Annotated in this window: 22 protein-coding genes and 1 tRNA gene; 14 read left to right on the plus strand and 9 right to left on the minus strand. The window is 65.8% G+C overall.

Annotated elements, in window-relative coordinates:
• Positions 1–11: 11 nt before the first annotated feature.
• The 10 genes from DBV14_RS01395 (at position 12) to DBV14_RS01440 (ending at position 9,407) form a co-directional block, all read left to right on the plus strand.
• A complete protein-coding gene (locus tag DBV14_RS01395) occupies positions 12–1,004 on the plus strand; it encodes a polyprenyl synthetase family protein (RefSeq protein ID WP_124457406.1) in 993 nt (330 codons plus the stop codon).
• A gap of 51 nt (positions 1,005–1,055) precedes the next feature.
• Positions 1,056–1,132 (plus strand) — tRNA-Pro (locus tag DBV14_RS01400).
• Between the two features lie 112 nt (positions 1,133–1,244).
• Positions 1,245–2,981, plus strand: coding sequence for a type IV-A pilus assembly ATPase PilB (pilB, locus tag DBV14_RS01405; protein WP_124457407.1), 1,737 nt, complete (start codon positions 1,245–1,247; stop codon positions 2,979–2,981).
• A 24-nt stretch (positions 2,982–3,005) separates the two neighbouring features.
• Positions 3,006–4,235 (plus strand): type II secretion system F family protein, encoded by a 1,230-nt coding sequence (locus tag DBV14_RS01410; protein ID WP_124457408.1) that lies wholly within the window; start codon positions 3,006–3,008, stop codon positions 4,233–4,235.
• On the plus strand, positions 4,235–5,200 hold the full coding sequence (locus tag DBV14_RS01415) for an A24 family peptidase (RefSeq protein WP_124457409.1): 966 nt from the start codon (positions 4,235–4,237) through the stop codon (positions 5,198–5,200). Before DBV14_RS01410 ends, DBV14_RS01415 begins: the two co-directional genes overlap by 1 nt.
• A gap of 8 nt (positions 5,201–5,208) precedes the next feature.
• On the plus strand, positions 5,209–5,817 hold the full coding sequence (gene coaE, locus DBV14_RS01420) for a dephospho-CoA kinase (protein WP_124457410.1): 609 nt from the start codon (positions 5,209–5,211) through the stop codon (positions 5,815–5,817).
• A gap of 73 nt (positions 5,818–5,890) precedes the next feature.
• Positions 5,891–7,387, plus strand: coding sequence for an MBOAT family protein (locus tag DBV14_RS01425; RefSeq protein WP_124457411.1), 1,497 nt, complete (start codon positions 5,891–5,893; stop codon positions 7,385–7,387).
• A 1-nt stretch (position 7,388) separates the two neighbouring features.
• The gene (locus DBV14_RS01430) at positions 7,389–8,414 is read left to right on the plus strand and encodes a hypothetical protein (RefSeq protein ID WP_124457412.1); all 1,026 of its coding nucleotides are present in this window, start codon (positions 7,389–7,391) and stop codon (positions 8,412–8,414) included.
• A 31-nt stretch (positions 8,415–8,445) separates the two neighbouring features.
• A complete protein-coding gene (zapD, locus tag DBV14_RS01435; RefSeq protein WP_124457413.1) occupies positions 8,446–9,201 on the plus strand; it encodes a cell division protein ZapD in 756 nt (251 codons plus the stop codon).
• On the plus strand, positions 9,198–9,407 hold the full coding sequence (locus DBV14_RS01440) for a DNA gyrase inhibitor YacG (protein ID WP_124457414.1): 210 nt from the start codon (positions 9,198–9,200) through the stop codon (positions 9,405–9,407). The genes zapD and DBV14_RS01440 overlap by 4 nt, the downstream gene beginning before the upstream one ends.
• A 58-nt stretch (positions 9,408–9,465) precedes the next feature.
• Here DBV14_RS01440 and DBV14_RS01445 read toward each other — a convergent pair whose 3' ends face one another.
• From DBV14_RS01445 to secA, 6 genes are read right to left on the minus strand one after another with little or no spacing between them, the layout of a single operon-like run.
• The gene (locus tag DBV14_RS01445; RefSeq protein ID WP_124457415.1) at positions 9,466–11,436 is read right to left on the minus strand and encodes an acyltransferase family protein; all 1,971 of its coding nucleotides are present in this window, start codon (positions 11,434–11,436) and stop codon (positions 9,466–9,468) included.
• Between the two features lie 30 nt (positions 11,437–11,466).
• Positions 11,467–13,440: an acyltransferase family protein gene (locus DBV14_RS01450; RefSeq protein WP_124457416.1), complete on the minus strand. Its 1,974-nt coding sequence runs from the start codon at positions 13,438–13,440 to the stop codon at positions 11,467–11,469.
• A 43-nt stretch (positions 13,441–13,483) separates the two neighbouring features.
• On the minus strand, positions 13,484–13,957 hold the full coding sequence (locus tag DBV14_RS01455; protein ID WP_124457417.1) for a (deoxy)nucleoside triphosphate pyrophosphohydrolase: 474 nt from the start codon (positions 13,955–13,957) through the stop codon (positions 13,484–13,486).
• Positions 13,954–14,829, minus strand: a complete 876-nt coding sequence (locus tag DBV14_RS01460; RefSeq protein ID WP_124457418.1) for an ATP-binding protein — start codon at positions 14,827–14,829, stop codon at positions 13,954–13,956. The genes DBV14_RS01455 and DBV14_RS01460 overlap by 4 nt, the downstream gene beginning before the upstream one ends.
• Entirely contained in the window at positions 14,826–16,055 is a 1,230-nt protein-coding gene (gene argJ, locus DBV14_RS01465) for a bifunctional glutamate N-acetyltransferase/amino-acid acetyltransferase ArgJ (RefSeq protein WP_124457419.1), read from the minus strand. Before argJ ends, DBV14_RS01460 begins: the two co-directional genes overlap by 4 nt.
• Positions 16,056–16,085: 30 nt before the next feature.
• Complete coding sequence (gene secA / locus DBV14_RS01470) at positions 16,086–18,872, minus strand: preprotein translocase subunit SecA (RefSeq protein ID WP_124457420.1); 2,787 nt, start codon at positions 18,870–18,872, stop codon at positions 16,086–16,088.
• 190 nt (positions 18,873–19,062) lie between these two features.
• Between secA and DBV14_RS01475 the strand changes: the two genes are divergently transcribed.
• The 3 genes from DBV14_RS01475 to DBV14_RS01485 all read left to right on the plus strand — a co-directional run bounded on the left by DBV14_RS01475 (position 19,063) and on the right by DBV14_RS01485 (position 21,087).
• Positions 19,063–19,371 carry a hypothetical protein gene (locus DBV14_RS01475; RefSeq protein WP_124457421.1) on the plus strand — a complete coding sequence of 103 codons (309 nt, stop codon included), beginning with the start codon at positions 19,063–19,065 and terminating at the stop codon, positions 19,369–19,371.
• Positions 19,372–19,453: 82 nt separating this feature from the next.
• Entirely contained in the window at positions 19,454–20,440 is a 987-nt protein-coding gene (locus DBV14_RS01480; RefSeq protein WP_124457422.1) for an ornithine cyclodeaminase family protein, read from the plus strand.
• Positions 20,441–20,460: 20 nt separating this feature from the next.
• Positions 20,461–21,087 (plus strand): transcriptional regulator, encoded by a 627-nt coding sequence (locus tag DBV14_RS01485; protein WP_124457423.1) that lies wholly within the window; start codon positions 20,461–20,463, stop codon positions 21,085–21,087.
• Positions 21,088–21,106: 19 nt separating this feature from the next.
• Here the strand turns inward: DBV14_RS01485 and DBV14_RS01490 are convergent, their stop codons facing one another.
• Positions 21,107–22,090 carry a tripartite tricarboxylate transporter substrate binding protein gene (locus tag DBV14_RS01490; protein ID WP_124457424.1) on the minus strand — a complete coding sequence of 328 codons (984 nt, stop codon included), beginning with the start codon at positions 22,088–22,090 and terminating at the stop codon, positions 21,107–21,109.
• 19 nt (positions 22,091–22,109) lie between these two features.
• Complete coding sequence (locus tag DBV14_RS01495) at positions 22,110–23,357, minus strand: pyridoxal-phosphate dependent enzyme (RefSeq protein WP_260396772.1); 1,248 nt, start codon at positions 23,355–23,357, stop codon at positions 22,110–22,112.
• A gap of 102 nt (positions 23,358–23,459) precedes the next feature.
• Here DBV14_RS01495 and DBV14_RS01500 point away from each other — a divergent pair, with 102 nt between their 5' ends.
• Positions 23,460–24,380, plus strand: a complete 921-nt coding sequence (locus DBV14_RS01500; protein ID WP_124457426.1) for a LysR substrate-binding domain-containing protein — start codon at positions 23,460–23,462, stop codon at positions 24,378–24,380.
• Between the two features lie 42 nt (positions 24,381–24,422).
• On the opposite strand, the gene DBV14_RS01505 is transcribed toward DBV14_RS01500, so the two are convergent.
• The gene (locus tag DBV14_RS01505) at positions 24,423–25,139 is read right to left on the minus strand and encodes a hypothetical protein (RefSeq protein WP_260396773.1); all 717 of its coding nucleotides are present in this window, start codon (positions 25,137–25,139) and stop codon (positions 24,423–24,425) included.
• Positions 25,140–25,377 lie beyond the last annotated feature (238 nt).

A 25,377-nucleotide genomic window follows, 5' to 3' on the forward strand; every position in this document is an offset into this window, starting at 1 on the left:
GCGCCTCCGCTTTGCCAGTTCCCGCCGCCGACACCTCCCCCACCGCCACCGTGCTGGACCTGATTGCCGGCGACATGGTCGAAGTCGACCGTGTGATTGCCCGCCGCCTCGATACAGGCGTGCCGCTGGTCAGCCAGGTTTCCAAATACATCATCTCCGCCGGCGGCAAGCGCCTGCGGCCCGCGCTTTTGCTGCTGATGTCCGGCGCGCTGGGCTACACGGGCGAACAACGCTTCAACCTGGCCGCCGTGGTGGAGTTCATTCATACGGCCACCCTGTTGCACGACGACGTGGTCGACGAATCGACGTTGCGGCGCGGGCGCGCGACCGCGAATGAATCATTCGGCAATCCGGCCAGCGTTCTGGTCGGAGACTTCCTGTACTCGCGCGCCTTCCAGATGATGTTGGATGCGAACAACATGCGCATCATGCAGATCCTGGCGGAAGCGACCAACGTGATCGCGGAAGGTGAAGTGCTCCAGCTGATGAACATGCACGACGCCTCGCTGGACGAAGCGGCGTACCTGCGCGTCATCCGCTCGAAAACAGCCAAGCTCTTTGAAGCCAGCACGCGGCTCGCAGCAGTGCTCGCAGGCGCGACGCCCGAGGTCGAGGAGGCCTGCGCCACCTACGGCCAGGCACTCGGCACCGCCTTCCAGGTGATCGACGACGTGCTCGACTACGCAGGCGACGCCCTTGAAACGGGAAAAAACGTGGGCGACGACCTGCGCGAAGGCAAGACCACCCTGCCACTGATCTTCGCCATGCAGCGCGGCACACCCACTCAAAGTGCGCTGGTGCGCGCGGCCATCGAGGCCGGCGACACAGCGCAGCTGGGGAAAGTCGTTGAAATTGTTCGCGAAACCGGGGCATTGGATGCCTCCCGGGCCGCGGCGGCCGCCGAAGCTCAACGCGCAATTCATGCATTGAGTGGCTTTCCGTCCAATTCGCACGCTTCCGGTTTGCTACAATTGGCGGCTCAGTTGCTTGAGCGACGTGCCTGAACACCTCTCTGAGTTGGCATCTAGGACGATTTCTTTTTTCTTGCAACCAATCGGGGTGTAGCTTAGCCTGGTAGAGCGCTACGTTCGGGACGTAGAGGCCGGAGGTTCGAATCCTCTCACCCCGACCAGCTTTGGCTGGAACAAATAAATGCCCACGCCTGTTGCTGTGTAGCGATTTACAGCACAGGGGTGTTCAGCGATGATCGTGAAGCACTTTTTCACATCTCTTGCATTCGCTGAATGGCCGCTGCCGAACTTCCTGTTAAAGAACCTACGCAGATTGCCCTACCCGGGCTTGCGCGCGCCCTGGTCTCAGCCGGCAAATTGCCCGCCAAGATCGCCGAAGACATCTATCAGAAGTCGCTGAGCGGACGCACCAGCTTCATTGCGGAATTGACCGGCACTGGCGCCGTCTCGGCTGCCGATCTCGCCCACACCCTTTCGACCGCCTTCGGCGCCCCGCTGCTCGACCTGGATGCCATCGACCATCAGCGGCTGCCCAAGGACCTGCTCGATCCGAAGCTGTGCCATGCGTACCGCATCGTCGTTCTCAGCAAGCGCAACAACCGTCTGATTGTTGCAACAGCCGATCCATCGGACCAGCAGGCAGCAGAAAAGATCAAGTTCGCCTCCCAGATGGGCGTGGACTGGGTCATCGCCGAATACGACAAGCTCTCGCGAATGATCGAAGCCGCCGCGGTGAGCGCGGCGGAGACCATCAACAACATCGTTGGCAGCGGCGAGTTCGAGTTCGACGACGTCACCGCCGACACCTCGGGCGAAACCAGCGAGCAGGCCGTCGCCGAAGTCGAAGATGCGCCCGTCGTTCGCTTTCTCCACAAGATGCTGCTCGACGCCGTGGGCATGCGGGCCTCGGACATTCACTTCGAGCCCTACGAGCACCAGTACCGCGTGCGTTTTCGCGTCGATGGCGAGTTGCGCGAAATCGCCAGCCCGCCGACGGTCATCAAGGACAAGCTGGCTTCGCGGATCAAGGTCATTTCCCGCCTCGACATCTCCGAAAAGCGCGTGCCGCAAGACGGTCGGATGAAGCTCAAGATCGGCCCGGACCGCGTGATCGACTTTCGCGTGAGCACCTTGCCCACGCTGTTCGGCGAAAAGATCGTGGTCCGTATTCTTGACCCGAGCAGCGCACGCCTGGGCATCGACGCGCTCGGCTACGACGCGGTCGAGAAAGAGCGGCTCCTGCATGCCATCGGCCGACCTTACGGCATGGTGCTCGTCACCGGCCCCACGGGCTCGGGCAAGACGGTGTCGCTCTACACCTGCCTGAATCTCCTGAACCAGCCAGGCGTCAACATCGCGACGGCGGAAGACCCGTCCGAAATCAACCTGCCTGGCGTCAACCAGGTCAATGTGAACGAACGCGCCGGCCTCACCTTCGCCACCGCGTTGCGCGCGTTCCTGCGCCAGGATCCCGACATCATCATGGTCGGCGAAATTCGCGACCTCGAAACCGCGGACATCTCGATCAAGGCGGCGCAAACGGGCCACCTGGTGCTTTCGACGCTGCACACCAACGACGCACCCACCACGCTCACGCGGATGCGCAACATGGGCATTGCGCCCTTCAACATCGCGTCGAGCGTGATCCTCATCACCGCTCAGCGTCTTGCACGCCGGCTTTGCACGGTATGCCGCGTGCCAGCCGATATTCCACGCGAGGCATTGCTCGAGGCGGGCTTCAAGGAAACAGACCTGGACGGCACGTGGAAGCCTTACCGCCCCGTGGGGTGCTCGGCATGCAGCGGCGGCTACAAGGGACGTGTCGGCATCTACCAAGTGATGCCGATCAGCGAAGCCATCCAGGAAATCATCCTGCGCGATGGCAGCGCACTCGACATTGCGCAGCAGTCCGAAGCCGAAGGCGTGCGCTCGCTGCGCCAGTCGGGTCTCGCCAAAGTCATGCAGGGCCTCACTTCGCTTGAAGAAGTGGTGGCGTGCACCAACGAATAACGAACACTGAAAACCGGAGATCGAATGGCAACAGTGGCAACCTCCCGCGCCAAAGTCACCCACAAGGAATTTGTCTTCGAGTGGGAAGGCAAGGACCGCAATGGCAAGCTGGTCCGGGGCGAACTTCGGGCCGCCGGCGAAAACCAGGTGCAGGCCGCATTGCGCCGCCAGGGCGTGCTCGCCTCGAAGATCAAGAAGCGCCGCATGCGCTCGGGCAAGGCCATCAAGCCCAAGGACATCGCGATCTTCACGCGCCAGTTGGCGACCATGATGAAGGCTGGCGTGCCCTTGATGCAGTCCTTCGACATCGTCGGGCGCGGCAATGCCAATCCCAGCGTGGCCAAGCTCCTCAACGACATCCGCAGCGACGTGGAAACCGGCACCTCCTTGTCGGCCGCCTTTCGCAAGTTTCCGAAGTACTTCGACAACCTCTATTGCAACCTGGTGGAAGCTGGTGAAGCGGCTGGTATTCTTGAAGAGTTGCTCGACCGTTTGGCCACGTACATGGAGAAAACCGAGGCGATCAAGTCCAAGATCAAATCGGCACTGATGTATCCGACGTCGGTGGTGGTCGTTGCTTTCGTGGTAGTGGCCATCATCATGATTTTCGTGATCCCGGCCTTCAAGGAAGTATTCACGTCATTCGGCGCAGACCTGCCGGCCCCGACGCTGTTCGTGATGGCCGTCAGCGAGTTTTTCGTCTCCTACTGGTGGCTGATCTTCGGTGGCATCGGTGGCGGCATCTACTTCTTCCTACAAGCCTGGAGACGCAATGAACGCGTGCAAAGGGCCATGGATCGCTTGCTATTGCGCGTTCCGATCTTCGGCACCCTGATCGAGAAATCCTGTGTTGCCCGCTGGACCCGAACCCTCGCCACCATGTTCGCAGCCGGCGTGCCGCTGGTCGAAGCCCTCGACTCGGTGGGCGGCGCGTCGGGCAATACCGTCTACGGCGATGCCACCGCCAAGATCCAGCAGGAAGTGTCGACCGGCACCAGCCTCACCACGGCCATGACCAACGCCAACCTGTTCCCTTCAATGGTGATCCAGATGACGTCCATCGGCGAAGAATCCGGCTCCATCGACCACATGCTGGGCAAGGCGGCCGACTTCTACGAGTCCGAGGTCGACGACATGGTGGCGGGCCTGTCGAGCCTGATGGAGCCCATCATCATCGTGTTCCTCGGCACGATCATCGGTGGCATCGTGGTGTCGATGTACCTGCCCATCTTCAAGCTCGGCCAGGTCGTTTGATGCTGGTTTCGCGGGAATTCGACACCGCTTTCGCCGGTGTGCTGGGGCTATTGATCGGCAGCTTCCTGAACGTGGTGATCTACCGCGTGCCAGTCATGATGTACCGCGACTGGCTGGCCGATGCCGTCGCGAACCTCATGCCGTCGAAGGACGCCCCTTCGCTGTGGTCACTGGTATTCGGTCCGAAGGCCACGCCACCCGAGGGGCTGGAAGCAGCAGCCGACAAGGCTGCAACGGCCATCGAAGCCTTACCCCCCTTCGACCTCACACGCCCCGCGTCGCGCTGCGGGGCCTGCGGCCACCAGATCCGCTGGTACCAGAACATCCCCGTGCTCAGCTACCTGCTGCTGCGCGGCCGATGCGCGTCCTGCAAGACCACGATCAGCCCACGCTATCCGCTGGTCGAACTGCTCACCGGCGGCCTGTTCGCCCTGTGCGCCTACCGCTTCGGCCTCACGCCCACCGCGGCGCTGTGGGCGGCTTTCGGAGCACTGCTGATCTGCCAGTTCCTGATCGATTTCGACACCCAGTTCCTGCCCGACTCGCTCAACTATCCCCTGCTCTGGCTCGGCCTCATCGGTGCCGCCATGGGCTGGACCGGCGTCACGCTGAGCGCATCCGTCTGGGGCGCGGTGTTCGGCTACCTCAGCCTCTGGCTTGTGTACCATGGCTTTCGCCTGGTCACGGGCAAGGAAGGCATGGGCTATGGAGATTTCAAGCTGCTCGCCGCGCTGGGCGCATGGCTCGGCGCCGACTACCTCATCGCGATCATCCTCGTCTCTTCGCTGGTGGGCGCCGTGATCGGCCTGACGCTGCGCTTTGCCGGCAAGCTCGCGCACAAGGACATCCCCATCGCCTTCGGCCCCTTCCTGGCCGGCGCGGGCCTCGTGTGCCTGGTCGCGGGCCCCGATGTCGTGAGGCAATGGATTCCGTTCGCGTTCCCGCTCGGCGCGCTGGTCCATTGACACGGGGCATGGTCCGGCGCATCGGCCTGACGGGCGGCATCGGCAGCGGCAAGAGCACCGTCGCCGCCTTGCTGGTCGCCCAAGGCGCCGTGCTGGTCGACACGGACGCCATCGCACGCGCCATTGCACAGCCAGGCGGCATTGCCATGCCGGCCATCGAGACCGCGTTCGGCCCCGGCGTCATCACCCCGGACGGCGGCATGGACCGGGCAGCCATGCGCCAGATCGTCTTCGCCGATGCGGGCGCCAAGACTCGCCTCGAATCCATCCTGCACCCGCTGATCGGCGCCGAAACACAGCGCCAGGCCACGGCGGCGGGCAACGATGCCATCGTTGTCTTCGACGTTCCGCTGCTGGTCGAATCCGGCCGCTGGCGCGCCATCGTGGACCGGGTGCTGGTGGTCGACGCCACCGAAGACACCCAGCTGAAACGTGTTGTTGCACGCTCGGGATGGACACCCGAAGCAGTCCGGGCCGTGATCGCCCAGCAGGCCCCGCGCAAGGCACGCAGGGCCGCCGCCGATGCCGTCATTTTCAATGAGTCGTTGACGCTGGCGGAACTAGACACTGCCGTGCGGGGTCTCTGGAAGCACTGGTCCGCGGCCAGCACGCGATAATCCGAGACCAGCCTCCCTCGCGGCGGCACAACGACTACGACAAAAAGGCGCTCGCTGAAGCGCCCTCCCCGAGATGCTGTTCAACTCGTACCCCTTCATTTTTGTCTACTTCCCGCTGGTCCTGATCGGGTTCTTTTTGATCGGCAAGCGCAATGCCCGGGCTGCCGCCGGGTTCCTCGCGCTGGCTTCGCTGTTCTTCTACGGCTGGTGGAGCGTCAAGGCCCTGCCGCTGCTGCTGGCCTCCATCTGCGTCAACTACTGGTTCGGCCTGCGGCTGTCCCCCGCGCCGGGACGCGACGACAGGCAACGCAAGACCCTGCTGGTGATTGCCCTGGTGGTCAATCTGGCGGTGCTGGCGGTGTTCAAGTACGCCAACTTCTTCGTTGCCAACGTGAACGACGGGCTTGCCGCGGCGGGCCTCTCGCAGATTCCGATGCTGCACATCGTGCTGCCGATCGGCATCTCGTTCTATACCTTCACCCAGATCGCCTTCCTGGTCGATTGCTGGCAAGGCAAGGTGCACGAGCGCAGCTTCATTCACTACGTGTTGTTCGTGACCTACTTCCCGCACCTGATCGCGGGGCCGGTGCTGCATCACGCGCAAATGATGCCGCAGTTCGCCAACCCGGCGACCTACAAGATCAGCCCCGACAAGCTGGCGCTCGGCATCGCGATCTTCACATTCGGCCTTGCCAAGAAGCTGCTCATCGCCGATCCGATGGGGCAGTACGCCGACATGATGTTCAACGGCGTGCACCAGGGCCACAACCCCACGCTGTACACCGCGTGGTTCGGAGCGCTGGCCTACACGCTGCAGATCTACTTCGACTTCTCGGGCTACTCCGACATGGCCGTCGGCCTGTCCATGTGCCTGGGCGTGCAGTTGCCGCTGAATTTCCGCTCGCCCTACAAATCGACCAGCATCATCGAATTCTGGCGCCGCTGGCACATCTCGCTGTCGACCTTCCTGCGCGACTACCTCTACGTGCCGCTCGGCGGCAACCGCAAGGGCCCGGCACGGCGCTACCTGAACCTCTTTCTCACCATGCTGCTGGGCGGCCTGTGGCACGGCGCCGCCTGGACCTACGTGATCTGGGGCGCCCTGCACGGCATGTTCCTGATGATCAACCATCTGTGGAACGCCAAGGTGCGGCGCCACGCCTCGCCCGGCCGCCTTGCAAAGTTCCTGGGCTGGCTGCTTACCTTCCTGTGCGTCGTCGTGGCCTGGATCGTCTTCCGCGCCGAAAGCATGCAGGCCGCCATCGCCATCTACAAGGGCATGCTCGGCATGCATGGCGCACCGGTTTCGGCATTCAGCGAACTGGGCAGCGCCATCCCGTACCGCAAGCCGAAGTTCTTCCAGACCATGCTGGTCGCACTCGTCATCTGCCTGGCATTTCCGCCGACCATCACGCTCGAGCGCTGGGTGCCGCGGGTTCAGATGCTCGCCGGCCGCGCTCGCCTGGCGTGGGCCTCGACCGCCCTGATGGCGATCTTCACGGTGGTCCTCCTGGGCTTCTGCATTTCGCGGCTCGGCAGCTACAGCCCGTTCCTTTACTTCCAGTTCTAAGATGGCACGCCTCAAGACGCCGGCGAAGCTCTGGCTTCAGATTTTCGCGGCAGGTTTCGCGGTCCTCAGCACGATGCTGGCCATCACGCTGTTGACGCCCATTTCCTATGGCGACCTCACCCGCATCGGCCGCCTGTCGGACCATCAGTTCGGCTGGCTCAAGCCACCGCCGAAGGTCGACCCCAAGAACCTGAAGGGCGTTCCGCTGGACCAGGCCGACATCGTCCTGATCGGTGACAGCTTCTCCATGACGCACCGCTGGCAGTCGGTACTGACCAAGGCCGGCTACCGCATCACCACCACCTACTGGCCGCAATTCGGCGTCGAGGCCATCTGCAGCGACTTCGACGACTGGCTCGAACGCAGCGGTTTTCGCGGCAAGCTGATCATTGTCGAAAGCGTCGAGCGGTACCTGGGCGAGCGGCTGGACGTGGGCGCCAAATGCGCCACCATGACACGGCCTTTCATGACCAAGGCCGATCCCTACGTGCCTCCGCTGGAAGATGTTCCCGGTTTCGAACTCAACTGGGGCGCGCCCATCACGCAGGGGCCCATCACCTACTGGAACACCCGCCGCGCCATCAAGACGCCCGGCGATACCGTCTACAACAACGACGCGATGGTTCGCGTGGTGCCCGACGGCTGCAAGTTCTTCAGCCACCGGCTGTGCGACAAGGCGCTCTTCCTTGCCGAAGACGTCACGCACCGCGAGCTGACCCCACGCGACGTCGAGAGCATGAAGGCCTTCGCCGCCGCTCGCCGCACGCCCATGCTGTGGATGGTGATCCCCAACAAGACCACGGTCTACATCGAGCACAACCATTCGAAGGATTTCGTTACCGCTTACCGGAACACCGGCCTCGGCCCCGACCTGTTCGGTTGGGCCGAGACGCGGCATGCGCTGACCCGCGACTTCTATTTTCCGAACGATACTCACCTCTCGATGCACGGACAGCTCGAGCTGGGTGAGTTGATGCTGAACGAAGTCCGCAAGAAACTGCCCGAACCGCCCTCGCGCCACCCGTGAGATCATTCGATTCGACGACAGGAACCCGCCCGTGATCCTCTACGAATACCCCTTCAACGAGCGCATCCGGACCTACTTGAGGCTGGAGCACCTGTTTCGCCGCCTGGGCGAACTGGTGCCCTCGGAATCGCCGCTCTCCCATCACTACGCCCTGATCACGATCTTCGAGATCATGGACGTCGCCGCGCGCGCCGACCTCAAGGCCGACGTGCTGCGCGACCTCGACAAGCACAAGAACGTCTTCAACAGCTACCGCGGCAACCCGGCCATTGCCGAAGCCGTGCTCGACCAGGTCGTGAGCCAGCTCGAGCGCAACTTCACCGCGCTGAACGGCGTGTCGGGCAAGGCCGGCCAGGCCCTGACCGAAAACGAGTGGCTCATGAGCATCCGCAGCCGCGCCGGCATTCCGGGCGGCACCTGCGAGTTCGACCTTCCCGCCTACTTCGCCTGGCAGCACCGCGCCGCGCCCAGCCGCCGCGCGGACCTCGAGCGCTGGTCCAACACGCTGTCGCCGCTGGCCTCGTCGATCTACCTGCTGCTCAAGCTGCTGCGCGATGCCGATGTGCCCTACAAGGTGATCGCCAGCCATGGCCAGTTCCAGCAGAACCTGCCGCAGGGCCGCAGCTTCCAGTTGCTGCGCCTGCGCATCGACCCCAAGCTCGGACTGGTGCCTGAAATCAGCGGCAACCGCCTGATGGTGTCGGTGCGCCTGATGCGGCACGAGGCCGACGACCGGCTGCACCAGAGCACCGAAGACGCACCTTTCGAACTGACCCTCTGCGCATGAGCAAGTTGAACGACATCGGCGAGCGCATCGTCCGTTGTCCCGCGTGCCGCGGCGACAGCGTCTACGCTGCCAGCAACCCCTACCGGCCCTTCTGCAGCGCGCGCTGCAAGGGCATCGACCTCGGCGCCTGGGCGAGCGAGGAATTCCGCATGCCGGCCGAAGCGCCGCCCGACGAAGAGCCTTTCGGCGATCCAAAGATCCAATAGCCGAGAGCCAATAGCCGGCTGCCAGTAGCGACGAAAGCCGGCCTCGCCGTCGTGCGGCCTATCGATTGCCGACCGGTGACGGCCCGCCGCGGCCATCCCCAAGGAACATCCGGTCCACATAGCCCGCGTTCTGCCGCGTGTAGTACGGCCGCAGGTGCTCCTTGTCCTTGTAGATCGGATTGCCATCGGGCATGGCCCGCAGACACTCCCCCGCCTTGCACAGCTGGGCAATCACGTCGACCGCTTCCGCGCCGCTGGCCTCGGCGATGCGCCGCAGCCGTTCGTTGAGCTGCGCCTCCGCGGGCGGCAACGGCGCCGTCGGCGTGCTTCGCGTGGCCGTCATCGTGCCCAGGCGGTTGCCCTCCAGCAGCCGCAGCGGCTCGAAGGCCGGGCCGCTCGGGTTGTCCAGCAGCAGGTAGACCTTCTTCTTGCGATTCACAAGGTCCGCCAGCAATGCCTGAAGCGCATCCAGCGAGCGGTCGATGCCGGGGCCGCCGTTGTTCACCGCATAGGCCGAAACGCCATCGCGGAACTCGAAGTCCAGCGGGAAATTCCCGGTGAAGTAGCAGTTCCAGCACGCCCCGACCACCACCGTGTCGATGCGTGGGTCGCGCGCCATCTCGAGCATCCGGTCGCGCTGCTTTTCGCAGCCCGGATTGCCTTCGGCCACCAGCCCCGGAATGGGCGGGCAGGCGCCATAGGTCGAGAAGTAGGCCGTGGCCATCCGCTCGGGCGACGTGCGTGCCAGCTCAGCGGCGCGCGGCCCGTACTGCTGCACGTGGCTGTCGCCGATCAGCAGCACCTTGCCGCTCCCGTTGCCCACGCGATTCACGAAGCGCGAGCCCCATTTTTCGCGCGGCACGTCGTCGTAGTAGCCGTCGTCGGCCGCGGCGTCCGACACCATGCGAAGCGTGTCCGAGCCATTGCGCGGCGGCATGCCGCCGAAGGCCAGCAACCCCACCAGCACGATCAGGACACCGCCGCCCAGCAACGCCCGCAGCATGCCGACGCTGGTGCGCGCCCGGGTGTAGCGCTCGACAAAACGGTAGGTGGCCCAGGCCAGCACCACGCTCGCCGCCACAGCGGCCGCACGCACACCCGCCGAGGGCGTGCCCTCTTCGACGATGCGCGCATACACCAGCAGCGGCCAGTGCCACAGGTACAACGGATAGCTGATGAGCCCGATCCACACCATCACGCGGTTCGACAGCAGATACCGGTTGAGCAAGCCGTTCGGCCCCGCGGCAATGCAGCTCACCGCACCCAGCGTCGGCAGCAGCGCCCACCAGCCCGGAAACGCCTTGTAGGCGCGTATCTCCACCAGCCCGTACACGATCAGCCCCACGCCCAGCACCGACTGCGCATGGCTGCGCCAGGCCGAAGGCTGCACCGGCTTCAGCCGCATGCAGGCCAGGATGCCGCCCACCATCAGTTCCCAGAAACGCGAGCCCGGCGAATAGAAGGCGGCCTCGCGGTACGGATGCACCATCAACACATTGGCGATGAACGACAGGGCCGCCAGCACCCAGAGCATCCGCACGATCGGCCAGCGAAGCCGCCACGCGAACCCCAGCAGCAGCGGCCAGAAAATGTAGAACTGCTCCTCGATGCCCAGCGACCAAAGGTGCAGCAGCGGCTTGGTCTCGGCCACCGTGTCGAAGTAGCCGGACTCGCCCCAGAAGATGAAGTTGGCCACGAAGGCCATGCCGCCCGCGGCCTGCTTGCCGAGTTCGGAAAACTCCCTTGGCAACAGCACATACCAGCCCAGTGCCAGCGCAGTCGCCAGCACCAGCGTCAGCGCCGGAAAAATGCGCCGGATGCGTCGCGCATAGAAGTCGCGGTAGCTGAAATCGCCCGCCGCGTGGCTTTGCAGAATGATCGTCGTGATCAGGAAGCCCGAGATCACGAAGAAGATGTCGACGCCGATGAAGCCGCCAGGCAGCGCATCGGGAAACGCGTGATACGCCAGGACCGACGCCACGGCCACGGCGCGCAGGCCATCGATGTCGGGGCGGTATTTGGGGTGCATCGGTGCGTTGTCCGGGCCTGTGCCAGCCGCTCAGCGCGGCGCGGCTTCCTTGCGGTCGCCAAGGAAGATCGGGTCGAGATAGTTCGCGAAATGCCGGGTGTAGCCGGCCCGCAGATGCTGGTCGTCCGTGTAGACCGGGGTGCCATCCGGCATGGACCTCAGGCACTGGCCGTCCTTGCACAGGTGGGCCGTGACATCGATGACCTCCACGCCACTCGACGCCGCGATGCGCCGCAACCGCGCATCAAGGTTGGCCTCGTCCTGCGACAAAGCAGCCGTTCGCGTTGCGGACACGGACGGCGTGCCCAGCCGGCTCCCCTCGATCAGGCGCTTGGGCGCAAATTGCGTGCCCGTCGGGTTGTCCAGCAGCAGGTAGACCTTCTTGCCGCTCCCGGCCAGGCTCTTGAGCACGGCCTCCAGCATGTCCAGCGCCGGAGAAATGCCGGGCCCGCCATTGTTCAACGGATACGCCGCCGCCCCGGTGCGGAACTCGTAGGTCAGCGGCAGGTTGCCCGTGAAGTAGCAGTTCCAGCATCCGCCGATCACCACGGCATCGAACTTCGGATCGAGCGCCTGCTGCAGCACTTTCTCGCGCCCCTGGCCGCATTCGGGAATGGCATTGGCCACCACGCCGGGAATCGGCGGGCAGGCATAGAAGGTCGCAAAGTAGGCCGTGGCCATCCGGTCGGGCGCGGAACGGGCAAGCTCTTCGGCGCGCGGCGCGTATTGCATGACGTGGCTGTCGCCGATCAGCAGCACCTTGCGGTCGCCGGTGCCGTAGCGGCGCACCGGAAACGAACCCAGGTCGTCCAACGCGAAGTTCTCGTAGAAGACACGGTCCGATTCGGCATCGGCCACCTTCTGCAGCAGTTCGCTGTTGTTGCGCGGCGGGGCACCCGCCAGCACGACCAGGCCCGCCACGATGACCACGACACCGCTTTGCCACAGCAGCCGCAGCGTGCCCGCCCCCGAGCGCTCCCGCACGAAACGCTCCACATACCGGTAGGTCAGCCACGCCAGCGCCACGCTCGCCACCACCATCGCCACGCGCACGCCGAGCGGCGGCTCCGCACCCTCGACGATGCGCGCGAATGCCAGCAACGGCCAGTGCCACAGGTACAGCGGGTAGCTGATGAGGCCCAGCCACACCATCGCGCGGTTCGACAGCAGGTATTTGTTCAGCACCCCGGCCGGACCCGCGGCGATGCAGCTCGCCGCCCCGAGCACGGGCAGCAATGCCCACCAGCCGGGGAATGCCTTGTCGCTGCGGATCGCAACCAGGCCCAGCGCAATGAGGCCCACGCCCAGCACCGACTGCACATGGCCACGCCAGGGCTTGAGTGCAGTCGTTGCAGTCGTCGCCACAGGCGCCAGCCGCATCGCCGCCAGGATCGCCCCCGCCATCAGTTCCCAGAACCGCGAGATCGGCGAGTAGAAAGCCGCCGTGCGAAATGGATGGATCGTCAGCACATTGACGAGAAAGGAAACCGCCGCCAGCGCCCACAGCACCCGCACGATCGGCCAGCGCCTGCGCCACGCGATGCCGAGCAGCAGCGGCCAGAAAATGTAAAACTGCTCCTCGATGCCCAGCGACCACAGGTGCAGCAGCGGCTTCACCTCGGATGCCGTGTCGAAGTAGCCCGCTTCGCTCCAGAAAACGAAATTGGCGATGAAGGCCGCACCGCCCGCCACCTGCTTGCCAAGCTCGACGAACTCCTTGCTCAGCAGCACATGCCAGCCGAAGGCCAGCGTGGCCGCCAGCACCAGCATCAGCGCCGGAAAAATCCGTCGGATGCGCCGTGCATAGAAGTCGCGGTAGCTGAAGTCGCCCGCCGCATGGCTCTGCAGAATGATCGTCGTGATCAGGAAGCCCGAGATCACGAAGAAGATGTCGACGCCGATGAACCCGCCGGGCAGCAGCCCCGGGAAGGCGTGATAGATCACCACCGACGCGACGGCGACCGCACGCAGGCCGTCTATGTCAGCGCGGTACTTGGGATGCATGTCTCTTCAAGGGGGCGGGCCTGCGGCGTCTTACCGCGGGCCACTATGCGAGCGTTGAAACGGCCTGCGCCGCCGACGCCGGCAGGCCACGCTCCTGCACCAGCCACTCCAGCACGGGCAGCGCGCCAGGCAGCACCGGCGCCACGTCGAGCGGCAGTTGCTGCCACGCCATGGCCTGGCCTTCGCGCATCTCGAACTCGCCGGTCCAGGCCGTCACCTTGCACCAGTGCAGGCGCACCAGCGCATGGGGATAGTCGTGCTCGGTGATCTTCCAGACCTCGGCGTTTCCGATGGTGATGCCGAGCTCTTCCTGCAGCTCGCGCCGCAGGGCCTGCTCGACGGTTTCACCGGCTTCGATCTTGCCGCCGGGAAATTCCCAGTAGCCCGCGTAGGCCTTGCCTTCGGGCCGGGTCGAGAGCAGCAGCGCGTCGTCGCCCGGACGGATCAACACGCCAACGGCAACCTCGGTGTGCTTGCGGCCCTGCTGCGATGCCTGCGGCTCGCCCACACCACTCATGCCGTGGCCCGCCCTGCGTAGTCGCGCGCAAACTGGTAGGCCACGCGGCCGCTGCGCGAACCGCGCTCCAGCGCCCAGACCAGCGCCTCGGGCCGTGCCGCCGCGATGGCGGCAGCATCGACGCCGAACGACGAGAGCCATTGGCCCACGATCGCCAGGTATTCGTTCTGGCTGAAGGGATAGAAGCTCACCCAGAGGCCGAAGCGCTCCGACAGCGAAATCTTTTCCTCGATCACCTCGCCGGGATGCACCTCGCCATCGTCCGTGTGCTTGTACGTGAGGTTGTCCTTCATGTACTCGGGCAGCAGGTGGCGCCGGTTGCTGGTCGCGTAGATCAGCACGTTGGGCGTCGACGCGGCAATCGAGCCATCGAGAATCGACTTGAGCGCCTTGTAGCCCGGCTCGCCTTCGTCGAAGCTCAGGTCGTCGCTGAAGACGATGAACTTCTCGGGGCGCTGCGAGACCACTTCGACGATGTCCGGCAGGTCGGTCAGCTCGGCCTTGTCGACTTCGATCAGGCGCAGCCCCTGCGGCGCATAGGCCTGCAGGCAGGCACGGATCAGCGACGACTTGCCCGTGCCGCGCGCGCCGGTCAGCAGCACATTGTTGGCCGGCTTGCCTTCGACGAACTGGCGCGTGTTGCGCTCGATCTTTTCTTTCTGGACGTCGATTTCCTTCAGCGAATCGAGCGCCATCGTGGCCACGTGCTTGACGGGCTCCAGCACGCCGTGGCCCGAATTGCGGCGGCGGTAGCGCCAGGCAATCGACGCATTCCAGTCGGCGGGCGCCGCCAGCGGCTGCGGCAGGATCGATTCGATGCGGGTAATGAGCTGTTCGGCGCGCTCGATCAGCTTCTGGAACTGCTCGTTCATGACCGGTAGTCGGCGTTGATGGTCACGTAGTCGTGGCTCAGGTCGCAGGTCCACACGGTTTCGCTCGCGTTGCCGCGGCCGAGGCCGATGCGCACCGTGATCTCGCTCTGCTTCATCACGCGCTGGCCGTCTTCCTCGCGGTACGACGGATTACGGCCGCCCTTGACGGCCACGTGCACGTCGTCGAGGAACAGGTCGATGCCGGTCTGGTCGAGGTCGGCAATGCCCGCATAGCCGACAGCCGCCAGGATACGGCCCAGGTTCGGGTCGCTGGCGAAGAACGCGGTCTTGACCAGCGGCGAATGCGCCACGGCATACGCCACCTGCTTGCACTCGGCGCCGTCGCGGCCGCCTTCGACCTGGATGGTGATGAACTTGGTCGCGCCTTCGCCGTCGCGCACGATGGCTTGCGCCAGCTGGCGCGCCACGTCCTGCATGGCCGCCACGAGTGCCTGGCCGTCGGCCGAGTCGAGCGAGGTGATGGTGGCGTGCACCGCCTTCTGCGTCGCGATGACCACGAACGAATCGTTGGTCGAGGTGTCGCCGTCAATGGTCACGCGGTTGAAAGAGGCATCGGCCAGCAGCCTGGCCAGCGGCTGGATCAGCGACGGGTCGATCTTCGCGTCGGTGGCCATGAAGCCCAGCATGGTCGCCATGTTCGGGCGGATCATGCCGGCGCCCTTGCTGATGCCGGTAATGGTGACGGTGGCGCCGCCGACCTGCGCCCGCTGGCTGAACGCCTTCGGGATCGTGTCGGTGGTCATGATGCCTTCGGCGGCACGGGCCCAATGGTCGGCCGACGCGTCGGCCAGCGCGGCCGGAAGGCCGGCTTCGATGCGGTCCACGGGCAGCGGCTCCATGATCACGCCGGTCGAGAACGGAAGGATCTGCTCGGGCGCGATTTCCAGCTTGCGCGCCAGCGCAATGCAGGTGGAGCGCGTGCGCATCAGCCCGTCTTCGCCCGTGCCCGCGTTCGCGTTGCCGGTGTTGATGACCATCGCGCGAATGCCGTAGTTCAGTGCCAGGTGGTCGCGGCAGACCTGCACCGGTGCCGCGCAGAAGCGGTTCTGCGTGAACACGCCGCCGACCGCCGAGCCTTCATCGATCAGCACGACCGTCAGGTCCTTGCGATTGGCCTTGCGCACGCCGGCTTCGGCCACGCCGATGCGGACGCCGGGCACCGCGAACAAGGCGGCGGGATCGGGGGCGGACAGGTTCACGGGCATGGAATATCTCTCAGTGAAAGGTTCTGGACTTCAGCTCAGCTTGCCGTGGCATTGCTTGAACTTCTTGCCGCTGCCGCAGGGGCAGGGGTCGTTGCGGCCCACGCGCGCAAAGGCCAGGGCCTCGGCGCTCAGCGCGCCGGCACCGGCGGCCGCCATGCGACGCTGGCTTTCTTCGTCGACACGCACCTCGACCTCGCCCGTTTCGGTGGGCGCGGTGTAGGTGATGTTGGCAACGTTCTCGCCGCGGCTTTCAAGGGCTTCGGCGGCTTCCTCGAGCTGTTCGCCCGACTGCACGCGCACCGTCATCAGCTGGCGTGTGACTTCGTTCTTGACCGAGTCGAGCAACTGGCCGAAGAGCTCGAAGGCTTCGCGCTTGTATTCCTGCTTGGGCTGCTTTTGCGCATAGCCGCGCAGGTGGATGCCCTGGCGCAGATAGTCGAGCGAGGCCAGGTGTTCGCGCCAGTGGGTGTCGATGCTCTGCAGCAGCACCATGCGCTCGAACTGGGTGAAGTTTTCCTGGCCGATCAGCGCCAGCTTGGCTTCGAAGGTTTCGTTGGCGGCCTTGACCACCTTCTCGAGCACGTCTTCGTCGGAGATGGCGTCGGAGGCCTCGACTTCCTTCTTGAGCGGCATGTCCAGGCCCCACTCGTTGAAGAGGCTCTTCTCCAGGCCCGCCAGGTCCCACTGCTCTTCGACCGACTCGGCCGGCACGTACTGGCGCACCAGGTCCATGAAGCAGCCTTCGCGCAGCGCCGCGATCTGTGCCGTGAGGTCGGCCGCGTCGAGGATGTCGTTGCGCTGCTGGTAGATCACCTTGCGCTGGTCGTTCGACACGTCGTCGTACTCGAGCAGTTGCTTGCGGATGTCGAAGTTGCGCGCCTCGACCTTGCGCTGCGCGCTCTCGATGCTGCGCGTGACGATGCCGGCCTCGATGGCTTCGCCATCGGGCATCTTCAGGCGGTCCATGATCGCCTTCACGCGGTCGCCCGCGAAGATGCGCATCAGCGGATCGTCCAGGCTCAGGTAGAAGCGCGAGGAGCCCGGGTCGCCCTGGCGGCCCGAACGGCCGCGCAGCTGGTTGTCGATGCGGCGCGATTCGTGGCGCTCGGTCGCGATGATGCGCAGGCCGCCGAGCGACTTGACGAATTCATGGTCCTTGGTCCACTCGGCGCGAATGTGCGCAATGTCGGCTTCCTTGGCGGCGTCGTCGCGGCCTTCGTCGTTCTCGACCGCCTCGATCATCTTCTCGATGTTGCCGCCCAGCACGATGTCGGTGCCGCGGCCGGCCATGTTGGTCGCGATGGTGATCATCTTCGTGCGGCCGGCCTGCGCCACGATGTCGGCTTCGCGCGCATGCTGCTTGGCATTGAGCACCTGGTGCGGCAGACCCGCCTGCGTGAGCAGCCCGTCGATGATTTCGGAGTTCTCGATGGACGAAGTGCCCACCAGCACCGGCTGGCCACGCTCGTAGCACTCGCGGATGTCCTGAATGGCCGCCTCGTACTTCTCGCGCGTCGTCTTGTAGACGCGATCGAGCTGGTCTTCGCGCTTGCTGATGCGGTTGGGCGGAATGATCGTGGTCTCGAGACCGTAGATTTCCTGGAATTCGTAGGCTTCGGTGTCGGCCGTGCCGGTCATGCCGGCCAGCTTGCCGTACAGGCGGAAGTAGTTCTGGAAAGTGATCGAGGCCAGCGTCTGGTTCTCGGCCTGGATTTCCACGCCTTCCTTGGCTTCCACGGCCTGGTGCAGGCCATCGCTCCAGCGGCGGCCCGTCATGAGGCGGCCGGTGAATTCGTCGACGATCACCACTTCGCCCTGCTGCACCACGTAGTGCTGGTCGCGGTGGTACAGGTGGCGGGCACGCAGCGCTGCATTCAGGTGATGCATCAGCGTGATGTTGGCCGGGTCGTAGAGCGAAGCGCCTTCGGGCAGCAGCTTGAATTCGCCCAGGATGCGCTCGGCGTTCTCGTGGCCGTCTTCGGTCAGGAACACCTGGTGGGTTTTCTCGTCGACCGTGAAGTCGCCGGGCACCGTGACGCCTTCGCCCGTGCGCGGGTCGGCTTCGCCTTCCTGCTTGGTCAGCAGCGGCACCACCTTGTTGATGGCCAGGTACAGGTCGGTGTGGTCTTCGGCCTGGCCGCTGATGATCAGCGGCGTGCGGGCTTCGTCGATCAGGATGGAGTCGACCTCGTCGACGATGGCGAAGTTCAGGCCGCGCTGAACCCGGTCGCCGGGCTCGTACACCATGTTGTCGCGCAGGTAGTCGAAGCCATACTCGTTGTTGGTGCCGTACGTGATGTCGCTGCGGTAGGCTTCCTGCTTTTCTTCGCGCGGCATCTGGGGCAGGTTGATGCCCACCGACAGCCCCAGGAAGTTGTAGAGCCGCCCCATCCACTTGGCGTCGCGGCTGGCCAGGTAGTCGTTCACCGTGACCACGTGCACGCCCTTGCCTGACAGCGCATTCAGGTACACCGGCAGCGTGGCGGTCAGCGTCTTGCCTTCGCCGGTGCGCATTTCAGAGATCTTGCCGTTGTGCAGCGCCATGCCGCCCAGCATCTGCACGTCGAAGTGGCGCATCTTCATGATGCGCTTGGAGCCTTCGCGCACGGTGGCGAAGGCTTCGGGCAACAGGGCATCGAGCGATTCGCCCTTGGCCACGCGGTCCTTGAACTCCTGCGTCTTGGCGCGCAGTGCGTCGTCGCTGAGCTTCTCGAACTCGGGTTCGAGCGCATTGATGCGTTCCACCGTCTTGCGATACTGCTTGAGCAGCCGATCGTTGCGACTGCCGAAAATCTGGGTCAGGAAGTTGGTTGCCATGGGTGGAGATGGACGGGCACCTGACGCGACAGGCACTTCGACCGGATTCCCTAAGATATGGTGAAAGCAGTTGGGCGCGTCCTCTTCGAAATCAAGTTGCCTGGTTTCGAAGGCGAGCGGCCCTTTTTCCGGCGCGAACGCCGGCAAACCGGGCATTTTAGCTGTCTTGTTTCTAACCCCTGGATTACCCATGTATCGCCGCACGCCCCCGCCCATTTCGCTGCAGCAAGCTGCGGAAGGCTCGCCCACCCTGGGCAGCCTGATGGCGCGCGCACGCGATGCGTCGGACCGCCTGAAGGCGGTCGAAGGGCTGATTCCCCCAGCCATGCGCGCGGCCATCCAGGCCGGTCCGGCCGAGGGCGATGTCTGGTGCCTGCTGGTGAAAGGCAGCGCCGCGGCCGCCAAGCTGCGGCAGCTGTCGCCGATGCTGGTGACGCGGCTGAAGAACAAGGGCTGGGACGTGGCGACCATCCGCATCAAGGTGCACACGGGCCGCTGACTCCGCCCGACAGGGCTGGCGGCACGGGCTGCACCAGCCGTCAGAATTTGATATTTCGTCTGAAAATAGATAATATTTCCAGATGACATCCCCGACCGCGCCCGCCGACGCCCAACTCCTGCTGCTCGACAAGCACCAGGTCGACGCCCTTCTTTCTCCCGACGACGTGCTCCAGGCCGTGCGCGAGGCTTTCGTCTTGCACAGCGAGCGCGAAGGCCGCGTGTTCCCGGTCGTGCGCGAGCCGCTGTCCACCGGCGGCGTGTTCGGCATCAAGTCGGGCGACGTGCAGGCGCAGGGGCTGCTCGGCTTCAAGGCCGCCGGCTTCTGGCCCGCCAACCGGCAGCGCGGCGGCGAGCCGCACCAGGCCACGATCCTGCTGATCGACCCGGCCACCGGCCGGCCGCTGTGCGTCATCGACGGCAACGCTGTCACCACCGTGCGCACCGGCGCGGCGGGCGGGCTCGGACTTCAACGGCTGGCGCGGCCCGACAGCGCGCGGCTGTGCGTCTTCGGCACCGGCGTGCAGGCGCAGATCCAGCTCGACTTCGCGCTGCGCCTGCTCCCCTCGCTGCGCGAAGTTCTTTATGTCGGCGTGGACGGCCAGCGCAACGCGGCGTTCGAGGCCCGCTTCGCGCAGCGCTGCAGCATCGCGCCCGCCGAAGACCGCAACGCGGCCGTCGCGCAAAGCGACATCGTGATCACCGCCACGCCGGGCGGCGGCGCGCTGTTCGACCTGCAGGCGGTGCAGCCCGGCACGCACCTGAACTGCGTGGGCGCCGACACCCGCGGCAAGCGCGAGCTGCCCGAGGGCCTGCTGCAGCGCGTCCGCCTCGTGGTCGACGACCGCACCCAGGCAAGCCAGATCGGCGAGACCCAATGGGCGCCCGACACGGCCAGCATCGAACTGGGCGACCTGCTGACCGGCAAGGCTCCCTTCGAACGTACCGCTGCCGACATCACCGTGTTCGACATGACCGGCCTCGCACTGCAGGACCTGACCGTCGCGCGCCTGCTGCACCAGCGCGCGGAAGCCACCGGCACGGGCACCTGCCTGGCGTGGCCCTGGTGAATCCGCCCATGACCCCGGCCATGAAAAAGAAACCGAACGCGCAGTTGCTCGAAATGCTCGGCCAGATGGCCGAAGGCCTGGGCGAAACCTTCGCGCCCTTCTGCGAGGTGGTGGTGCACGACCTGAGCAATCCGAAGAACGCCATCTACGCCATCGAGAACAGCCTGAGCGGACGGCAGGTCGGCCAGTCGGCCACCGAGCTCGGGCTGGCGCGCATCCGCGATCCGCAATTCCCCGCCGTGATCGCCAACTACGCCAACACCTTTCCCGACGGGCGCAAGGTCAAGAGCACCTCCATCGGCATCAAGGACGAGAGCGGCGAGTACGTGGCCGCGCTGTGCCTGAACGTCGACCTGACGCTGTTCCAGAGCTTCCAGGGCGCGATCTCGCAGTTCACACGCACCGAAGACAGCCAGGTACACGAGCACCTCGACGCCGGCGGCAACCCTTCAGGCCGCATCCACGCGCGCATCGACGAATTCGCGGCCTCGCGCGCAACCACCTCGCGCTCGCTCAAGCCGGCCGACCGCAAGCAACTGGTGCTGGAACTGAAAAAGGCCGGCCTGCTGGAAGTGCGGCGCGGCGCCGAGATTGCCGCGGCGCACATGGGCGTGTCGCGCGCCACGGTCTACAGCGACGCCAAGTGAATCGACCGGGCCGCGGCGGCTACTGGGGCTGCAGCCCGACCTCGCGCGCGGTCTTCTGCCAGCGCTCCGCTTCGTAGCGCAGGAAGGCCCGCAGCTCGCCCGGCGTCGAGCCCTTCATCTGCACGCCCAGCACCGACAGCCGCTCCTTCACCTGCGGATGCTCGAGCGCGGCGATGGCTTCGCGGCGCAGTTTCTCGATCACGTCGAGCGGCGTCGTGGCAGGCGCCACCATGGCCCACCACTGGTCGATCTCCATTCCCTTGAGGTTGTTCTCGGCAAGCGCGGGCACGTTCTGCAGGCCGGGAATGTTCACGCGCTGCGTGCTCGTTACCAGCAGCGGGCGGATGCGGTTGGCGCCCAGCAGGCTGGCACCGCTGGCCAGCGTCGCGAAGTGGCCTGCCACCGTGCCCGCCGCCACGTCGGTGAGCGCCGGCGCCGAGCCCCGGTACGGCACCATGTTGAAACGGATCTTCGTGCGGCTCGCCAGCAGCTCGGCCGCAAGGTGGCTCACCGTGCCCGCGCCGCTGTGGGCAATGGCGGGGGGCGCCGGTCTGGCGGCGGAGGTTTTCAGGAAGGTCTTGAAGTCCTTGCTGTCGTCGTCCATGCCCGCGAAGAACACCAGCGGCGAGGTGCCGATCATGGTCACCGGCGTGAAGTCGCGCAGCAGGTCGTAGGGCAGCTTCGCGGTCACGGCCGGCGCAATGGCGTGCGGCAGTTCGACGATGGCGATGGTGTAGCCATCGGGCGCGGCCTTGGCGGCGGCGTCGGTGCCGATCATCCCCGCGGCACCGGGCCGGTTGTCGACGATCACCGGGCTGCCGATGGTCTGGCTCATGCGCTGCGCCATCGCCCGCGCAATGGCGTCGGTGCTGCCGCCGGCGGCCCAGGGCACGACCAGCTTGATGGGCCGGTCGGGGTACGTCGCCGCCCACGTCGTTCCGGTTGCAGTGAGCAGGGCTGTAGAGCCGGCGGCCAGAAAGGCCCGGCGATGCATCGTCGGCATGGTGGATTCCTGAAGGGGGTTAGACGGGGCGGTCGGGCCAGCTCGGATCGCTCGACGCATTGGCGGTCAGCATCAGCACCACGTGCGCATCGGCCAAAATGGCATCGCTCTCGCGCAATTGCCGCAGGGCCGCCAGGCCGGCGGCCGCGCACAGCTCGGCACTGACGCCGGCCGCGGTGAGCAGGCGCCGCGCCGTGCGGGCTTCTTCGTCGCCCACCACCACCGCCCCGCCGCCGGTGGCGGTCGCGGCCTGCCATTGCAGGTAAGTCACGGTGGCGCCGGCGGTCGAGAACTGCGCCGTATGGCCCGGGTAGCTGCCGTTGAGCGCACCGCCCGCCAGCACGCGCGACAAGCGTGCAAAGGGCTCCACCAGCCACAGCCTCGGCATGCGCGCGATGCGCCCCGCAGCCAGCAGGTCGCGAAAGCCCGCGTAGATGCCCCAGGCGAGGTCGCCGCGCGCGGTCGGGATCACGATGTGGTCCGGCAGCCCGCTGTCGGCCAGGCATTCGAGCGCGATGGTCTTGTAGCCCTCGATCGCCAGCGGCGCACTGCCCAACGCGGGCAGGCGGTAGTTGGTCAGCGCGAAGTAGCCGGGGTGCTGCGAACGCTCGCGCACGAAGGCCCAGCGGCCCGCGTTGTCGGCGAACACATAGCGCCGTGCACCCAGTGCGTCGAGCTGCCGCGCGTAGGTGGCGGGCATGCCTTCGTAGGTGGCCACCTCGCAGCCCAGGCCCGCGGCCCATGCATAGTGCGCGGCCGACACCGCCGCATTGCCCGACGAAGCCAGCACCAGCGTGTGCGCGTCGAAGTCCAGCGCCTGCGCCACGCCCACGGCGGTCATCCGGTCCTTGTGGGAGCCGGTGGGGTTGCACGACTCGTCCTTGATGCCCAGCCGCGCCACGCCGAACTGCGCCGCCAGCGCGGGCATCTCGTGCATCGGGGTGTGGCCCTCGCCCAGCGTGAAGCCGGGCCCGTAGGGCATCGGTATCGCATCGTGGCCTTCGAGGCCATCCGGCCCCTCCGGCAGGTAGCTGGCGCGCAGCGCGACATGAAAGCCCGCGCGCTTGCACGCGGGGCAGCCGTCGTGCGTCAGCGTGACCGGGTAGAGCGCATCGCATCGCAGGCACTGCAAGCCCCGCAAGCGCGGGTTGCGGGCGGGCTTCGGCGTTCGGTCCCGCACCATGGCCGGGGCGTGGCCGGGAGGAAGGGCCAAGGTATCCGCTGGCGGCGCGGTGAACTTGAAGTCCAGGACTGGCGATGTCGTCACGAGGTGATGCGTTGGAAGTTGTGCCCAAATCTTATGCATTCGGAAATAAAATTACGCAGCCTCAGATACTCAACCGATAAATAAACTTATCGGTCTCCAGCGATGCGCTTCGCCGAAATCGAGACGTTCCGGGCCCTCATGCGCGGCAGCTCCACCCGCAAGGCGGCCGCCTTGCTGCACGTGACGCAGCCCGCCATCAGCCAGTCGCTCAAGCGGCTCGAGGCGCAGGCCGGCATGCTGCTGTTCCAGCGCACCGGCGGGCGGCTGGTGCCCACGCCCGAGGCGCGCGCGCTGTGGATCGAGGTCGAGCGCGTGTTCATCGGCATGGACGCCATCGAGCACCGGGTGCGCAGCCTGCGCGACTTCGGCGTGAGCCAGCTGGAGCTGAGCTCTTTTCCGGCCTACGGCCTGGGCTTCATGCCGCGCGCGCTGGCAAGGCTGAAGGCGCATCGCGGCGCAAGCCCGTGGCCCCAGGTGTCGCTGCAGGTGCTCAGCTCCAAGGATGTGCGCGACCGCGTGGCCATGGGCATCTCCGACTTCGGGCTGATGGCCGACGAGCTGTCGCTCGAAGGCATCGACCATTCGACCTTCTCGCGCTTCCCGGGCGTGGTCGTCATGCCCGAGGGCCATGCGCTGGCGCGCTTCAAGACCATCAAGCCCGAGCAACTGGCGGAGGCGCCCTTTCTTTCGCTCAACCCCGAAGACCCATCGCACCAGCGGCTGGAAGCCGCGCTGATGCCCTACGGCGTGGCATTGCGCGTGCTGGTGCAGACGCCCTACGCAGCCAGCGTGTGCGAGATGGCGCTGCGCGGCCTGGGCGTGGGCCTGGTCAACCCGATCACGGCGCTGGACTACGCGGAGCGCGGGCTGGTGGTGCGCCGCTTCTCGATCGACGTGTCCTTCACCTGCCTGCTGGCGCTGCCGGCCGGCAAGGTCCTGTCGGCCACGGCGCGGGATTTCATTTCGCTCATGCGGCTGCAGCTGGCCGAAGACGAAAAGCGCATGCAGCGCTACCTGCGATAGACACGATGGGCACGATGGGTGCGATGGGTGCGCGCCTTCTTCTTACTTCCAGGTGAACTCGTGGTTCAGCCCGACCGTGAAGCCCGTCACCGCGCGCCCGCCGGTCGGCCGCACACGCGAGGCACTGATGTCCACGCTGATCAGCGGCGTGAGGCTGAAGCGCCCGCCGATGCGCGAAGTCCAGAGCCCTGCCGCGCGATTGCGCTCCGCGATCAGCGACACCGCATCGTCGATGGCCCACTCGACGGCCAGGCCGCCGCGCGGCGTGCGCACGCCGGTGCCCAGCGCCCAGTCGGTGCCAATGTTGCCGTGAACCTGCAAGCTCGCCGCCGGCCGCCAGGTCAGCGGCACGACGAACTGCCCGCCCATGCGCCCACCGCGCCGCAGGTCGGACACGGTGCTCACCGACAGCGCGGCACTGAACGGCGCGTCCGCAGCCTGCCCGAAGAAATTCCACTTGATCTGCGGCCCACCGGTGACCGAGTGAACGCCGCCCACCGAGAGCCGGTCGAGGTTCAACCCCAGCTCGACAGGCCCGACCCGGCAGGCCGGCCCAAGATGAAAGCCCGTGACCGGCTCGGTGCCCGTGCGGCCCCACCAGGTTTCATACTGGCACTGGCCCGGATCGAGCGTGCCGGCATCGTCGACGTCGAAGTGCCCGGCCGCCTGCGCGCCCAGGCTGGCAAGCGCGCAGCACGTGGCCAGCAGCCAGCCGGAGCGTGGCGGTCGGTGTGTTGTTCTGTGCCTGTTGTTCTTCATCGCGAGCATCCCGGAACCCTCGAACCATTCTAGGGAGGCGGGAAGTCGGCGCCGTGACGTGGGGGGCTGCTGTGAGAGTCCGCAGGAGAGAAGTCCGGTTCAATTCAGGGCGACGCCCACGCCGACGGTGTGCTCTGCTCCGCGAATGTCCCCCGCTTCGCTCCTCCTTTATTTCGCTGCGCAGAGCACACCATCCGCGTGAGCGTCATCAGAGTGGTCGTTGATCAGCGGTACACCA

The organism is Variovorax sp. KBW07, assembly GCF_003852515.1.
Lineage (GTDB): Bacteria > Pseudomonadota > Gammaproteobacteria > Burkholderiales > Burkholderiaceae_C > Variovorax.

What these genes read in the sequence shown, in the direction of transcription:
- pilB (WP_124457407.1), top strand. Translation starts at nt 1,245, where the DNA reads ATGGCCGCTGCCGAACTTCCTGTTAAAGAACCTACGCAGATTGCCCTA.
- DBV14_RS01410 (WP_124457408.1), top strand. Translation starts at nt 3,006, where the DNA reads ATGGCAACAGTGGCAACCTCCCGCGCCAAAGTCACCCACAAGGAATTT.
- DBV14_RS01415 (WP_124457409.1), top strand. Translation starts at nt 4,235, where the DNA reads ATGCTGGTTTCGCGGGAATTCGACACCGCTTTCGCCGGTGTGCTGGGG.
- coaE (WP_124457410.1), top strand. Translation starts at nt 5,209, where the DNA reads ATGGTCCGGCGCATCGGCCTGACGGGCGGCATCGGCAGCGGCAAGAGC.
- DBV14_RS01425 (WP_124457411.1), top strand. Translation starts at nt 5,891, where the DNA reads ATGCTGTTCAACTCGTACCCCTTCATTTTTGTCTACTTCCCGCTGGTC.
- DBV14_RS01430 (WP_124457412.1), top strand. Translation starts at nt 7,389, where the DNA reads ATGGCACGCCTCAAGACGCCGGCGAAGCTCTGGCTTCAGATTTTCGCG.
- DBV14_RS01440 (WP_124457414.1), top strand. Translation starts at nt 9,198, where the DNA reads ATGAGCAAGTTGAACGACATCGGCGAGCGCATCGTCCGTTGTCCCGCG.
- DBV14_RS01445 (WP_124457415.1), bottom strand. Translation starts at nt 11,436, where the DNA reads ATGCACCCCAAATACCGCCCCGACATCGATGGCCTGCGCGCCGTGGCC.
- DBV14_RS01450 (WP_124457416.1), bottom strand. Translation starts at nt 13,440, where the DNA reads ATGCATCCCAAGTACCGCGCTGACATAGACGGCCTGCGTGCGGTCGCC.
- DBV14_RS01455 (WP_124457417.1), bottom strand. Translation starts at nt 13,957, where the DNA reads ATGAGTGGTGTGGGCGAGCCGCAGGCATCGCAGCAGGGCCGCAAGCAC.
- DBV14_RS01460 (WP_124457418.1), bottom strand. Translation starts at nt 14,829, where the DNA reads ATGAACGAGCAGTTCCAGAAGCTGATCGAGCGCGCCGAACAGCTCATT.
- argJ (WP_124457419.1), bottom strand. Translation starts at nt 16,055, where the DNA reads ATGCCCGTGAACCTGTCCGCCCCCGATCCCGCCGCCTTGTTCGCGGTG.
- secA (WP_124457420.1), bottom strand. Translation starts at nt 18,872, where the DNA reads ATGGCAACCAACTTCCTGACCCAGATTTTCGGCAGTCGCAACGATCGG.
- DBV14_RS01475 (WP_124457421.1), top strand. Translation starts at nt 19,063, where the DNA reads ATGTATCGCCGCACGCCCCCGCCCATTTCGCTGCAGCAAGCTGCGGAA.
- DBV14_RS01480 (WP_124457422.1), top strand. Translation starts at nt 19,454, where the DNA reads ATGACATCCCCGACCGCGCCCGCCGACGCCCAACTCCTGCTGCTCGAC.
- DBV14_RS01485 (WP_124457423.1), top strand. Translation starts at nt 20,461, where the DNA reads ATGAAAAAGAAACCGAACGCGCAGTTGCTCGAAATGCTCGGCCAGATG.
- DBV14_RS01490 (WP_124457424.1), bottom strand. Translation starts at nt 22,090, where the DNA reads ATGCCGACGATGCATCGCCGGGCCTTTCTGGCCGCCGGCTCTACAGCC.
- DBV14_RS01500 (WP_124457426.1), top strand. Translation starts at nt 23,460, where the DNA reads ATGCGCTTCGCCGAAATCGAGACGTTCCGGGCCCTCATGCGCGGCAGC.
- DBV14_RS01505 (WP_260396773.1), bottom strand. Translation starts at nt 25,139, where the DNA reads ATGAAGAACAACAGGCACAGAACAACACACCGACCGCCACGCTCCGGC.